Genomic DNA, 13,633 nt, shown 5'->3' on the forward strand with positions numbered 1-13,633 from the left:
CCTTCGGGCACCCCGGGTAGCGTTTCGCGCAACAACCTTCCCACACTCACCCCCGCCCTTCGGGCACCCCGGGTAGCGTTTCGCGCACCAACCTTCCCACACTCACCCCCGCCCTTCGGGCACCCCCTCTCTACCGGGTAGAGAGGGGGAAGGGGTTTCTTAAAAATTTAATGGATACTTTGGATGACAGTTTTGAGTGATAAAATTCTTTATTTTTTGTTCTGCCGCATTAAAATGGAAGATTTCTTCATTCCTTAAGCGTAAAACAAAAAGTCCTTTTCCTTCCAGTAGTTTTTGATCCCTGATGGAATCATATTCTTTTGTGAATTGATGTATGGCCCCATCCAATTCTATCACGAGCATTAAGGACGCACAGTAGAAATCAGCTATATAGTAGAACCCATTACGGAACTCATTGAAATAGATAGGATGTTGCCTAAGAAACTTCAATCCGTGAAAACGCTTAGCTCGCAGATAACTCCATAGAAGAATCTCTGCAGGAGTTTGGTTCTTCCGTAATTCACGTGCACGTATCGTCATTTCAGCTTTCATACCAATATCATTTCGCAATACAATTTCCTCCCCTCTCTACCCTGTAGAGAGGGGCAGGGGGGGAGAGTGTGAAAGGGCTTGTGTGAACTATTTCCACTTCCTGCTTGCAAAGATATGCCCATAATGTGTATATTTGTTTTTACAAAATGTGAAAACTATGAAACCCGAAAAAAAGACTGTCAAATTCCGCCTCGGCAGAAACATCCGCCGCCTTCGCGAAGTACATAATAAAAGCATGGAAGTCCTTGCCGACGATCTCGGTATCTCCGTCTCGGGTTTGCACTCCTATGAGAGCGGAAGAACCGAGCCCGATGGCAGCATGCTCATACGCCTGTCCAAATTTTTTAAAGTGGCTATTGATGCCCTGCTAAAATGCGATCTGGACAAAACTCCTCCTTCTAAATTAATACGCCTGGAGAGCAACCGCCTGCTTTTTCCCATCATGGTAGACCATGATGATAATGACCTTGTGGAAGTAATCCCAATGAAAGCCTCTGCCGGATACCTGAACGGATTCTCTGATCCGGAATATATCAGCGAGCTGCCCCGCATGTCGCTCCCCTTCCAGATCGTGGGCAAGCACCGCGCTTTTCCCATCAAAGGCGATTCCATGCCTCCGCTGAAGGACGGCAGCTGGGTGGTGGGAAAATATGTGGAACGAATTGAGCACCTGAAGGACGGCAGAACCTATATTTTGCTCACACGGCACGACGGATTGGTGTACAAGCGCGTGTTCAATACCTTGAAAAAAGATCGTTCTCTTCATTTGCATTCCGACAATAAGATCTATCAGCCTTATAAAGTAAAAGCTGAGGAGATTCTTGAAGCATGGGAGTTCACCTGTGCTATCAATACTGCAGAATACAAGGAGAATGAACTTAATGCCGATAGCATCATGGGAATGTTGAAGAGTCTGAAAGTGGAAATCGGAAGGATCAAGAAGTAGTGTATTCCATCATCGACATCGAAACCACCGGCGGATATGCGCTGCGAAACCGCATTACCGAGATCGCCATATTTAAACACGACGGGGAAAAGATCATTGATGAATTCCATTCCCTGATCAACCCCGAACAACACCTCCCGCCATACATCACCAAACTCACCGGCATCACCGATGAAATGCTCGAGGATGCTCCCCGCTTTTATGAAGTAGCCAAGGAGATCATGCTCTTTACCCGCGATTCCATTTTTGTAGCACACAATGTGGGATTCGATTATGGCTTTGTACGTGAAGAATTCAAAAGCCTGGGCGCTGATTTTTCCCGCCCGAAACTCTGTACCGTACGCATGAGCCGGAAAATATTTCCCGGACATGCTTCCTATTCATTGGGCAACTTATGTAATGCGTTGGGCATTGAGATTCATGGCCGACACCGCGCAAAAGGAGATGCCGAAGCTACCGTGAAACTTTTTGAACGGTTACTGGAAAATGATGCCGAAGGATTTATTGCTAAAGCAGTAAAGCGTCATTCACGTGAAGCCACCCTGCCGCCCAACCTCCCTACCGAAGTATTTGAAAAGATCCCCGAAGATACCGGCGTGTATTATTTCCATGATGCCAAAGGGAAAGTTATTTACGTAGGGAAAGCCATTGACATCCGGAAGCGTGTGCTTTCCCATTTCACCGATAAGAAAAAACGCTTGTCGTTCCTGGATCAGATCCACGACATCACCTGGACCATTACCGGAGGTGAGCTCATTGCTCTGCTCCTGGAGTCCGATGAGATCAAAAAATTATTTCCCATCTACAACCAGGCTCAGAAAAGAACCGGCGGATCTTTTGGCTTGTTCCATTATGAGGATAAAGCAGGAATTCAGCGGCTCCATTTGGGGAGAAAGCAAAATACCCTGAAACCTGTAGCTGCATTTAAATCGTTTGAATCCGGCAGATCCTACGTCATGGAAATGGTACGGGCAAACAATCTCTGTCCCAAGTGCTGCGGATTACAAAAAACACCCGGTCCGTGTTTCGACTTCCAGATAAAAAAGTGCAAAGGAGTATGTGCCGGAAAAGAAGAAATCGCAGAATACAACCAAAGGGTAGCTCACGCCCTGGATCATCTGCTGGAAGAGCTGGGCGACCGGATACTGATTGACAAAGGCCGGCGACCCGAAGAAAAGGCAATTGTTGTGGTGGAAAAAGGGGTTTACAAAGGTTTTGGATACGTCGATCGTGACACTCCCATCTCAACCCTGGAAGAAGCTTCCGCATACATCAGGCCTTATCCGGATAATGCAGACATAAGAAAAATATTGCGGAATTGGATAGAATAAAAAAAGCTCCGCTTTCACAGAGCTAAATGATATTTCCTGCTTTCCTCTGCTCCTTGGTCACTCTGAGCTAAGCGGAAAGGTTATGCCCCGTGCAAACTTGCTTTCTTGGCCAGCAGTTCATCCTTGCTTTCCACTATTTCTTCATTGGGAACACAACAATCCACCGGGCATACTGATGCACACTGGGGCTCGTCGTGGAAACCGACACATTCCGTACACTTATCCGGCACGATATAATAGAAGTCGTTGGACATCGCTTCCTGCGCTGTGTCTGCATCCAGCGTCAGCCCGCTCTTGGTCGTAAAAGTGCCTTTCACCGAGGTCTTGTCCGAGAGCCTCCATTCGGCCCCGCCTGAATAAATGGCATTATTAGGACATTCCGGCTCACAGGCCCCGCAATTGATACAGTCTTCAGTTATCTTGATAGCCATAAAAGGGTGATTTTTAGGTGTGCACAAAAGTAATAAGAATACCTAAAAGTGGTTAATAATTAATACAGATTTTACTGTACTGAAGTGCCTGATTTTTAGCTAAGTTTAACCCCGGAACGGCCTATGGGACCAGCCTCCCTCATACTCCTCATTATTTGTGGTATCGCATTCACCGGCGGGGGTATTCTTATCTCCAAATGGCTTGCGCCTTCTTCCTCCAACCTTCAGAAACTGGACCCCTACGAATGCGGGGTGCCTACGGAAGGGGCAACATGGATACAATATAATGTGGGATACTACCTCTTTGCGCTGATATTCCTGGTCTTTGATGTGGAAATTGTTTTCCTCTTTCCATGGGCCTCAGTGCTCCGGGAGGTAGGAATGATTGCTTTTATCGAAATACTCTTCTTTGTGTTTATTCTGTTTCTGGGCCTGCTCTATGCCTGGAGAAAAGGAGCCTTGAGATGGGTGTAACCGATAACTTCCCCGGACAGGTTAAACAGTGGCCAGGCGGCAGTCTGGTGATCTCCTCTGTTGATAAAGTAGTGAACTGGTCACGCGCTAACTCTCTCTGGCCTCTCGTTTTCGGTACCTCCTGCTGCGCGATTGAAATGATGTCGGCCGCCAGTGCCAGGCACGACTGGTCGCGTTTCGGTTTTGAAGTGGCAAGGGCTACTCCCCGTCAGGCAGATCTGATTATCTGTGCCGGAACCATTGTTTACAAAATGGCACCGGTACTTAAACGACTTTATGATCAGATGCCGGATCCAAAGTATGTTATCGCCATGGGTGCTTGTACCATCAGCGGCGGTCCGTTTTTTTATAACTCCTATTCTGTAGTGCGCGGGGTGGACCACGTAGTACCGGTAGACATATACATTCCCGGATGCCCGCCCCGACCTGAAGCCTTACTTCACGCATTGATAGAATTGCAGAATAAGATTAAAACCAATTCGGTGGTGAAGAAAAAAAATCCCGAAGAGTTCCGCATGCCATGAATAACGACGATCTCAGGACATACGTGAGCGCGCTGAGCGCGGAGATTTCTTTCGAAGAGGGAGGACAATACCTCACGGTGCTTTGCGGGACGAATGAATTCAGAAAATTGATGGAACGACTGCGCTATGATGCCGCTTCGGATTTCGATTATATGTTTTGCCTGAGCGGACTTGACTGGAAAACGCACTTCCAGGTTGTTTATCATCTTGAATCCATGAAAAACGGCCATGGTCTTGTGGTCAAACTTAAAGTGAACAGGGAAAATCCTGAGGCGCCTACTGTGTGCGATATCTGGCGGACGGCAGAGTTTCATGAACGGGAAGTATTTGATCTTTTTGGGATACGGTTTAAGGATCATCCCGACCTTCGGCGACTTTTTCTTGATGATACCTGGGGATTCCCGCTGAGAAAGGATTATTCGGATGATAAAACAATCGTTCAGCTATGAACCTGTTCGATGATCAGCCAACGAAATTTGTAGAGAGCGAAGAAGACTTCGTGGTCAATGTAGGACCCCAGCATCCCAGTACACACGGGGTGCTCCATCTGAAGATTAAACTGGAGGGTGAGACTGTTAGAGATGTGCAGCCCCATCTTGGTTATATTCACCGGTCCATTGAGAAAATGAGTGAGGCGGGTAGTTACCGTCAGTTCTCCTACCTCACCAGCCGGATGGATTATCTGTCCTCCCACATAAATAATCAGGCCTGTGCCCTGGCCGTGGAGAAAGCCATTCAGGTAGAAGTGCCGGAACGTGCACGCGTGATCCGCATCCTTATGGCTGAGCTAACGCGCCTGGCTTCTCATGAACTATGGTGGGGCGCTACCGGGCTTGATATTGGTGCCGTAACACCTTTCTTTTTCAGTTTTCGTGACCGGGAAGCCATCCTCGATATTTTTGAAGAAACCTGCGGGGCACGGCTCACCATGAATTATATGGTGCCCGGAGGTGTTATGATTGATATACATCCCAACTTTCAGCGGCGCGTGAAAGATCTCTTGCCGAAGCTCCGCAAAAACCTGAAAGAATACGATGAGTTACTGACCGGGAATATCATCTTTGAGGAACGTACAAAAGGCGTGGGTTACCTTTCTCCTGAAGATGCCGTTTCTTACGGTTGTACCGGTCCGGTGGCACGGGGCAGCGGAGTACGATGTGATATCCGGAAGAGGTATCCTTACGATGGGTATGAAAAAGTTCAGTTTGAAGAGATCATTGAAACCGGAGGCGACTGTTATGCACGGTACAAGGTGCGTATGCGTGAAATGGAGCAATCGATCCGCATTGTGGAGCAGTTGATAGATACTATTCCGGAAGGGGATTTTCAGGCGAAAACAAAAAATGTGCTCAAGCCGCCTAAAGGAGAATGGTTTGTAAGGGTGGAAACCGCACGGGGCGAGCTGGGAGTTTACCTGGTCTCCGACGGCACGATGCATCCCTACCGAGTGAAATTCCGTTCTCCGAACTTCAGCAATCTTTCTGCACTGAAGCAGATGTCCGTGGGAGGAAAAATGGGCGACCTGGTGGCAACCATGGCTACGCTGGACCTCGTAATACCTGATATTGACCGGTAATGTGGACCTTCGGAGGCATAACAAGTGCTATTGACCGGCATCTCAGCGATGCAATGGGTCCGCTTGGCGCACAGATAACGGAGCTGGCCATAGCAGGCGTTGTTTTACTGGGAGGCGGCATACTGATGAGTTTTACCCTGGGATATATGGAGCGGAAAGTGGCAGCCTTTATGCAAATGCGGCTGGGACCAAACAGAGTGGGGTTCAGGGGATCACTGCAAATTATTGCGGATACGCTGAAACTGTTGTTTAAAGAATCCTTCGCGCCGGGAATGTCGGATAAATTTCTTTTTAACCTGGCACCGTTTATTATGGTGGTGGCTACCATGCTCTCGTTCGCACCAATTCCTTTTGACCCCGCCTTGCAGATATTTGACATTAATATCGGCGTGTTTTTTGTCTCCTCCGTCACCTCCCTCTCCGTTATCGGTATACTGATCGCCGGCTGGTCGAGCAATAATAAATACTCCCTGATGGGTGCCATGCGTTCGGGAGCGCAGATCGTCAGCTATGAATTATCCGCCGGCATTTCCCTGGTTACCATTGTGGCGTTTTCGGGCACGATGAGTTTCTCAGGAATCGTGGCCTCGCAGGCCGATGCATGGTGGATATTTAAGGGGCATCTGCCGGTGTGGATCGCATTCGTTATTTTTATTATTGCCGGTACCGCTGAACTAAACCGTGCGCCCTTTGATCTGGCCGAGGCGGAGTCCGAACTTACCGGAGGATTCCACACAGAATATCCCGGAATGCGTTTTGCCATGTTCCTGTTGTCTGAATACCTGAATATGTTTGTCCTCGCCGGAATCGGTGCCACTCTTTTCCTCGGCGGCTGGATGCCACTGCATCTCTGGGACCTGCACGGGTTTAATCAGATCATGGATTATATCCCGCCCGTGGTCTGGTTCTTTATGAAAACATTCTTTATCATTTTTGTGATCATGTGGTTCCGCTGGACTTTCCCCCGGCTCCGCATCGATCAGCTCCTGACCCTGGAATGGAAATACCTGATGCCCATTTCACTGGTTAACCTGATTATTGTTGCATTGGTGGTAATACTCGGACTGCATTTTTGAGCGTATGACAAATTCCCTGACATAAAAACGTGAGTTATTTAGGATCATATTTTGGAAATATTTTCAGGGGACTGAAGTCGCTCCTTAAGGGAATGCGCATTACGGGGTATTATTTCACACACCACAAAGAGATCCTCACACAGCAATATCCGGAAAACAGGGAGACCATGTATATCGGTGACCGGTTCCGCGGGGAAGTGGTCATGCTGCACAACGAAAACAATGAACACCGCTGCACGGGTTGCTCGGCATGCGAAATCGCCTGTCCGAACGGCACAATCAGGATCATTTCAAAATTCGAGACGGGAGAGGATGGCAAAAAGAAAAAGGCGATTGATAAGTTTGTATATCACCTGGGCATGTGTACCTTTTGTAATTTGTGTATTATCGCATGCCCGACAGACACGATTGTAATGTCAAAAGCATTTGAACACAGCACCACCGATCGTAAATCGCTGACCAAAATTCTGAATAAGCCGGGATCAAAGATTGAAAAGGGAGTAGAGGAGAAGTAAAATGGAAATAGGAAAGGTTATATTTTATCTTATCTGCCTTTTGATCATGGTTTTTGGGATCATGACAGTCACCACGCGCCGGCTTTTCCGATCCGCAATCTACCTCCTGTTTACGCTCATCAATGTGGCGGCACTTTATTTCGCCATGCAGTATGAATTCATTGCGGCTGTTCAGATCGTTGTGTATGTGGGAGGAATTATTGTGCTGATCCTGTTCTCGCTGTTTCTTACACAACAGGCCGGTGTGGATCTGCCTGTGCCTTCACTCGGAAGAGTGGTGTTCGCCTCTTCACTGGCGTTCTTCGGGTTTGTGCTCCTGTTTACCATAGCGCGGCTGGGATTTTCCGGCAGTGAAACGGGGGAACTCAGCGGCAGCCTGGAGATGAACACCCTGGGAAAACAAATGCTGAGTTTTGACCGCTTCGGGTATGTCTTACCCTTTGAAGTTGTGAGCATCCTCCTGCTGGCGGCTATGATCGGCGCTATTGCCATTGCATTCAGAACCAAGAAAGATGCCTGAGATACCGTTTGAACATATCCTCTTTGTAAGCTTCGTGCTCTTCTTTACGGGCGTTTACGGTTTTTTCACACGCCGGAATATGATTACCATGCTCATGTCAGTTGAGCTCATGCTGAATGCGGTGAATATAAATATGCTGGTCTTTAACAAATACCTCTTCCCGGCACAGCTGGAAGGAGTTTTTTTTACTCTTTTTATTATCACGATCGCGGCGGCCGAGGCCTCTGTGGCCATCGCAATCATCATAAATATTTACAGGAAATTTAAAACCATTGACGCGAACGATGTGGATTCGCTGAAATTCTGATGGGAGACTTTTCGTACATCCTCTGGATACTGGTGTTGCCGATGGCAACTTTCCTCATTACGGCACTCGGCGGTAAGAGGATACCTGCCTCCGTTTCAGGTGCGCTGGGCACCGTAAGCATGCTGGTAGCGGCAGCACATGCCTGGCTGGCGGCGTCACACTATTTTACACATTTCCAGACAGCCGACGCCTATCCGTCGCTGAAAGTTCTTGAAATACCATGGCTCACCTTCAATGAATCCCTGCGTATTGATCTTGGAATTATCCTTGATCCGATCTCAGCCATGATGCTGGTGGTAGTTACCACCATCTCCCTGATGGTGCATGTGTACAGCCTGGGTTATATGAAAGGAGAAGAGCGTTTCACAGTTTATTATTCTTTTCTCTCGCTGTTTTCGTTCTCCATGCTCGGACTGGTTGTGTCTTCCAATCTTTTCCAGATGTACATTTTCTGGGAACTGGTCGGGCTGTCTTCTTTCCTGCTCATTGGGTATTATTACGATAAGCCTTCCGCCGTTGCGGCTTCAAAGAAAGCGTTCATCGTTACACGGTTCGCCGATCTGGGCTTCCTGGCTGGTATTCTGATTCTTTCATGGTACAGCGGCTCACTTGATTTTGGAGAGATCATCAGCCGGATGACCGATATGAATTCACCCTGCCTGGCTTCCGCTACCGGCGCAGGTTTTATCGGTGCATCTATGCTCACCTGGGCACTGGTGCTGATTTTTATCGGGGGTGCCGGAAAATCTGCCATGTTCCCGTTGCATATCTGGTTGCCGGATGCCATGGAAGGTCCAACCCCGGTTTCGGCACTCATCCATGCAGCCACCATGGTTGTTGCCGGCGTTTACCTGGTGGCACGCCTGTTTCCAGTGTATTCCATGGTGCCGGTTGCACTGGACATTGTAGCCTGGACAGGCGCGATCAGCGCAGTGATAGCCGCGGTTATTGCCTGCACACAAACGGATATCAAAAGGGTTTTAGCTTACTCTACGATGTCGCAGATTGGGTATATGATGTTTGCACTGGGTGTCTCAGGATACGCTTCCGAAGGACTTGGTTTCACGGCTTCTATGTTCCATCTTTTCACCCATGCTATGTTCAAAGCCTTGCTCTTCCTCGGCGCAGGCGCGGTGATTCACTATGTGCATAGCAATGAAATGAAAGATATGGGCGGGCTCCGCCGGGAAATGCCGCTTACCCACCTGGTGTTCCTGATCGCTTGTCTGGCTATTGCAGGCATACCTCCGCTCAGCGGCTTTTTCTCCAAAGAAGAAATCCTCACGGCGGCGCATGCATCTAACCCGGCCATCTATTACATCGCGCTCTTTACGGCTGGCCTTACCGCATTCTATATGTTCCGCTTGTATTTTAATATTTTCTGGAATAAGCCCCGGTTGCCACACACGGCAGCAGGTAATCATCACGGAGAAGCACCCTGGAGTATGAAACTCCCGCTCATCCTCCTGGCATTGGCTACAATAGCCGCCGGATTCATTCCCTTCCATTCACTGGTTACTACCAACGGCAAACACCTGATGTCTGAATTCCATATGAGCGGTGCAATTGCAGCGGTGGGTGTGGGATTGTCGGGTATCCTGCTCTCAGCCTTTTTCTATTTAAGGAAAAGGGAAACTGCCGACCGCGTTTCCGCTTTGCTCGGAGATTTTTATACTTCAGCGTATCGTAAGTTTTATGTGGATGAATTATACCTGATCTTTACAAAGAGGATTGTCTTCACTCTGATCTCGCGTCCGGCAAACTGGATCGACCGGAATATTGTAAACGGACTGATTAACCTTACCGCTGACCTCACCATGGTGTTTTCCGATCAGGTGAAGGAAATGCAGTCAGGGAAAATTCACGGATATGTTCTCTGGTTTTTCGCCGGAACGATTGTTTTATTATGTATGCTCATTCTTATATAGATGTAAAATGAATTTGTCGCTGTTAGTCATGATTCCTCTGGTTACTTTCCTGGCCATTTTAGTGGCACGGGGAGGAACAGCCGCGCGGTTGATGGCCCTCAGTGGATCAGTGGTACAGCTGGCACTCTCCGTTGCCTTATTGTTCCTCTACCTGGCCGAGAGAGACGCAGGAAATAATGCCGCAGTGCTTTTCGAAACAGATCTCGTTTGGTTCAGTAACTGGAATATTCATTACCATACCGGAGTAGACGGTATTGCGGTGGCAATGATTCTCCTGACCTCCTTTGTTATGCTGGCCGGGGTACTTGTTTCCTGGAACATACCCTCTATGAAAAAGGAATTCTTCGCGCTGCTGATTTTCCTCGGTACCGGCGCCTATGGTTTCTTCATTTCTATTGATCTTTTTACCATGTTCTTCTTTTTCGAGCTGGCAGTGATACCAAAATACCTTCTGATCGCAATATGGGGAAGCGGTAAAAAGGAGTATGCCTCTATGAAGCTGGCATTGATGCTTATGGCCGGTTCTTCCCTGGTGTTAGCCGGTCTGCTGCTGCTGAATCATCATACGCAGAGCCTCGTGGCAGGGGGTACGTTCAACTTGCTGCAGATTGCAGGTCTGGGCGTTTCAGAGGATATGCAGATGATCCTTTTTCCAATGATCTTTACCGGCTTTGCCGTGCTGAGCGCCATGTTCCCATTTCATTCCTGGGCACCGGATGGCCACAGCTCCGCGCCAACTGCTGCCTCCATGTTTCTTGCCGGTATTTCTATGAAGCTGGGCGGTTATGGTTGCCTGCGCGTGGCGATGTGGATGTTTCCGGAAGCAGCGAGGGCGTATGCCGATTGGATCATCGTGCTTGCCGTGATCGGTATACTCTATGGCGCGTTCGTGACTTTATACCAGAAGGATATTAAACTCATGAATGCCTATTCTTCGGTGTCGCATTGCGGGTTTGTTTTACTGGGACTGGGCATGATGACCGTTACCTCTTCCACCGGTGCGGTATTGCAAATGATCTCACACGGGGTGATGACGGCACTTTTCTTCGGTGTAATTGGAATGGTTTACGAACGTACACACACCCGAATGAGTTATGAAATGGGCGGACTGCTGAAGGTAATGCCGTTTATCGGCACGGTTTTCTTTATCGCTGGTCTTACTTCACTGGGATTGCCGGGGTTCAGCGGTTTTGTGGCGGAAATGACAGTATTTGTCGGGTCATTCGAAGTTCCGGGCATGTTCTACCGCATCTGTACGCTGCTTGGATGCATGTCCATCGTTGTAACGGCCGTTTATATTCTCCGGGCCACCGGGATGGTGATGATGGGTCCGGTCCGCCATGAAGAACACCGCTCGCTTCCCGATGCTACCTGGAACGAGAAAGCCGCAGCTGCACTGTTGGTTATCTGTATCGTGGTAATGGGAACGATGCCCTGGTGGCTTTCCGATATGGTGCGGGAGAGCACAAAAGTTATTCTTGAATCCGCCGCTGTTATTCAACCCTGATGAACGCAACGCAAATGTATAATCTTGCATCTGCCCTCCGCATGGAGGGAGGCCTGTTGCTGCTGCTCGTGGTTCTTCTCATCTATAAAGTAGCAAAAGGAGAGAATACCTCACCGGTAATCTGGAGGGTAATGAACAAGGGAGTACTGCTGATCGCGATCGGCGGGTTCGCCGTCCCGGTAACGGCTGTATTATTCGGAGGCATGTATGTAAGCGATCCGTTGATCGCCTGTCAGAAGGGTATTCTAGCACTCGGAACTTTCTTTGTCATGCTTCAGGCCAATCATTGGCTTCGCCGGCACAGCAACGCGGTGGAATTTTATATGATACTGATCGCGGTGCTGATGGGAATGTTCTTCATGGTTTCATCCGGTCATTTCCTCGTTTTTTATCTCGGGCTGGAGCTCGCCACCATTCCGCTGGCCGCCCTGGCCGCATTTGATTTTGAAAAGCAGCGTTCCAGCGAAGCAGGGGTAAAAATGATATTGTCTTCTGCTTTTTCTTCTGCCATTCTGCTGTTCGGCGTTTCCCTGGTTTATGGATTTACAGGTTCTCTTTATTTCAGCGACGTGTCGCTATCCTTTTCCGCCGAGGTGCTTCCGCTGGCGGCTTTCGCATTCCTTATTGCAGGATTTCTTTTCAAAATATCAGCGGTGCCTTTTCATCTGTGGACGGCAGACGTGTACGAAGGCGCTCCGGTGGCGGTTACTTCCTTTCTGTCTGTGATCTCAAAAGGTGCGGCAATGTTTATATTTGTTACGGTTCTGTATAAGGTATTCGGCGGTATTTCTGAAGCATGGGTGCCTGTACTTTCTGTGGTGGCGGTGGCTACCATGACCCTTGGCAACGCGATGGCCATCCGGCAGGATAACCTGAAACGCTTTCTGGCTTTTTCTTCTATCACACAGGTGGGATATCTGCTGATCGGTGCCGCATCGGCCGGCGTGGCCGGGTCTTCATCTGTGGTTTATTTTATTCTGATTTATATTTTCAGTAACCTCGGCGCCTTTACGGTGCTTTCTGTGATCAGTTCGCGTACCGGCAAGGAATCGGTATCTTCTTTTTCTGCGTTGTATAAAACGAATCCGGTGCTGAGCCTGTTGCTTATGATTTCCGTTTTTTCACTGGCCGGTATTCCGCCTACGGCCGGATTTTTCGGAAAACTTTTTTTGCTGAATGCGGGCGCTCAATCGGGAATGACCTGGGTGGTGGTGATCGCCTGTTTGAACATGGTGGTATCGCTGTATTATTATCTGCGGCTGGTAAAAGCCATGTTTGCGGATCCCAACCCGGACCCCATCGGGAAGGTGGAGATGAACTGGAGAGAGAAATTCGTGCTGGGCTGCTGCCTGGCCGGCATTCTTCTGATGGCCGTATTCCCCTTTGTTTTTGAAGAGATCAGTAAACTTGCATTCGGAATTCAATGAACAGGCTGAACAAGGAATCACACGTGGTAGAGGAGCTGAACGGAATACGTTGTTCGGTGGTGGAGAAAAGCTGCCCCCCCGCTCGACGCGATTTTTTAAAAAACCTGCTGGAAGCGAATGGTTACGTGGTGGTAATCGCTCAGGTACCTGCGCCAAAACCTCCTCCTAAGCCGGCACCCAAGCCAACAGATGGAACTGAAGCGCCTGCCGTTATCCCGGGCGTGGCCGAGGTGGCGGTGGCTCCGGATCTATGGAACGTGGGTGTTACTGACCTTGCATTTCATGCCATGCTGGCGGTGTATGAGCGTTCGCTCAAAACACCCGAGGGAAAACTTTGTACCATAAGTTATTTTAACCAGGCACCGGATATGCAGGGCTGGTACTGGAAATAGCGATGTACGCTCTGAAACACTTTCTCTTTCCCCCTTTCTCCAATAAAATTTCGCACATCCCTCTCATATTCTGTTCTTGTTACTTTTCCTGCGGTTCAAAAGAAAGTGAAGCCCGAGGCGAAACAGA

16 protein-coding genes are annotated in these 13,633 nt (G+C 48.7%); 14 read left to right on the top strand and 2 right to left on the bottom strand.

Annotation, left to right across the window (positions count from 1 at the left end; all coding sequences use genetic code 11):
• Window positions 1-159: 159 nt before the first annotated feature.
• The gene (locus IT233_14005; protein MCC7303750.1) at window positions 160-552 is read right to left on the bottom strand and encodes an endonuclease domain-containing protein; all 393 of its coding nucleotides are present in this window, start codon (window positions 550-552) and stop codon (window positions 160-162) included.
• Between the two features lie 157 nt (window positions 553-709).
• Between IT233_14005 and IT233_14010 the strand changes: the two genes are divergently transcribed.
• The gene (locus tag IT233_14010; protein ID MCC7303751.1) at window positions 710-1,498 is read left to right on the top strand and encodes a LexA family transcriptional regulator; all 789 of its coding nucleotides are present in this window, start codon (window positions 710-712) and stop codon (window positions 1,496-1,498) included.
• Entirely contained in the window at window positions 1,498-2,829 is a 1,332-nt protein-coding gene (locus tag IT233_14015; GenBank protein ID MCC7303752.1) for a GIY-YIG nuclease family protein, read from the top strand. Before IT233_14010 ends, IT233_14015 begins: the two co-directional genes overlap by 1 nt.
• An 80-nt stretch (window positions 2,830-2,909) precedes the next feature.
• Here the strand turns inward: IT233_14015 and IT233_14020 are convergent, their stop codons facing one another.
• Window positions 2,910-3,260, bottom strand: a complete 351-nt coding sequence (locus IT233_14020) for a 4Fe-4S dicluster domain-containing protein (GenBank protein ID MCC7303753.1) — start codon at window positions 3,258-3,260, stop codon at window positions 2,910-2,912.
• Window positions 3,261-3,383: 123 nt separating this feature from the next.
• On the opposite strand from IT233_14020, the gene IT233_14025 reads away from it, so the two are divergent.
• The 12 genes from IT233_14025 (at window position 3,384) to IT233_14080 (ending at window position 13,506) form a co-directional block, all read left to right on the top strand.
• The gene (locus IT233_14025) at window positions 3,384-3,734 is read left to right on the top strand and encodes an NADH-quinone oxidoreductase subunit A (GenBank protein ID MCC7303754.1); all 351 of its coding nucleotides are present in this window, start codon (window positions 3,384-3,386) and stop codon (window positions 3,732-3,734) included.
• Window positions 3,725-4,258 (top strand): NADH-quinone oxidoreductase subunit NuoB, encoded by a 534-nt coding sequence (nuoB, locus tag IT233_14030; GenBank protein MCC7303755.1) that lies wholly within the window; start codon window positions 3,725-3,727, stop codon window positions 4,256-4,258. The genes IT233_14025 and nuoB overlap by 10 nt, the downstream gene beginning before the upstream one ends.
• Window positions 4,255-4,707 (top strand): NADH-quinone oxidoreductase subunit C, encoded by a 453-nt coding sequence (locus IT233_14035; protein ID MCC7303756.1) that lies wholly within the window; start codon window positions 4,255-4,257, stop codon window positions 4,705-4,707. Before nuoB ends, IT233_14035 begins: the two co-directional genes overlap by 4 nt.
• Window positions 4,704-5,834, top strand: coding sequence for an NADH-quinone oxidoreductase subunit D (locus tag IT233_14040; protein MCC7303757.1), 1,131 nt, complete (start codon window positions 4,704-4,706; stop codon window positions 5,832-5,834). The genes IT233_14035 and IT233_14040 overlap by 4 nt, the downstream gene beginning before the upstream one ends.
• Entirely contained in the window at window positions 5,834-6,910 is a 1,077-nt protein-coding gene (gene nuoH, locus IT233_14045) for an NADH-quinone oxidoreductase subunit NuoH (protein ID MCC7303758.1), read from the top strand. The genes IT233_14040 and nuoH overlap by 1 nt, the downstream gene beginning before the upstream one ends.
• A 92-nt stretch (window positions 6,911-7,002) precedes the next feature.
• Window positions 7,003-7,425 carry a 4Fe-4S binding protein gene (locus IT233_14050; protein MCC7303759.1) on the top strand — a complete coding sequence of 141 codons (423 nt, stop codon included), beginning with the start codon at window positions 7,003-7,005 and terminating at the stop codon, window positions 7,423-7,425.
• 61 nt (window positions 7,426-7,486) lie between these two features.
• Entirely contained in the window at window positions 7,487-7,945 is a 459-nt protein-coding gene (locus IT233_14055; GenBank protein ID MCC7303760.1) for an NADH-quinone oxidoreductase subunit J, read from the top strand.
• Entirely contained in the window at window positions 7,938-8,252 is a 315-nt protein-coding gene (nuoK, locus tag IT233_14060) for an NADH-quinone oxidoreductase subunit NuoK (protein ID MCC7303761.1), read from the top strand. The genes IT233_14055 and nuoK overlap by 8 nt, the downstream gene beginning before the upstream one ends.
• Window positions 8,252-10,180, top strand: a complete 1,929-nt coding sequence (nuoL, locus tag IT233_14065; GenBank protein MCC7303762.1) for an NADH-quinone oxidoreductase subunit L — start codon at window positions 8,252-8,254, stop codon at window positions 10,178-10,180. Before nuoK ends, nuoL begins: the two co-directional genes overlap by 1 nt.
• Before the next feature lie 7 nt (window positions 10,181-10,187).
• Window positions 10,188-11,687 (top strand): NADH-quinone oxidoreductase subunit M, encoded by a 1,500-nt coding sequence (locus IT233_14070; GenBank protein ID MCC7303763.1) that lies wholly within the window; start codon window positions 10,188-10,190, stop codon window positions 11,685-11,687.
• Complete coding sequence (locus IT233_14075; GenBank protein MCC7303764.1) at window positions 11,687-13,114, top strand: NADH-quinone oxidoreductase subunit N; 1,428 nt, start codon at window positions 11,687-11,689, stop codon at window positions 13,112-13,114. Before IT233_14070 ends, IT233_14075 begins: the two co-directional genes overlap by 1 nt.
• Entirely contained in the window at window positions 13,111-13,506 is a 396-nt protein-coding gene (locus tag IT233_14080; protein ID MCC7303765.1) for a hypothetical protein, read from the top strand. Before IT233_14075 ends, IT233_14080 begins: the two co-directional genes overlap by 4 nt.
• Window positions 13,507-13,633 lie beyond the last annotated feature (127 nt).

It is taken from the genome of Bacteroidia bacterium (assembly GCA_020852255.1).
Lineage (GTDB): Bacteria > Bacteroidota > Bacteroidia > JADZBD01 > JADZBD01 > JADZBD01.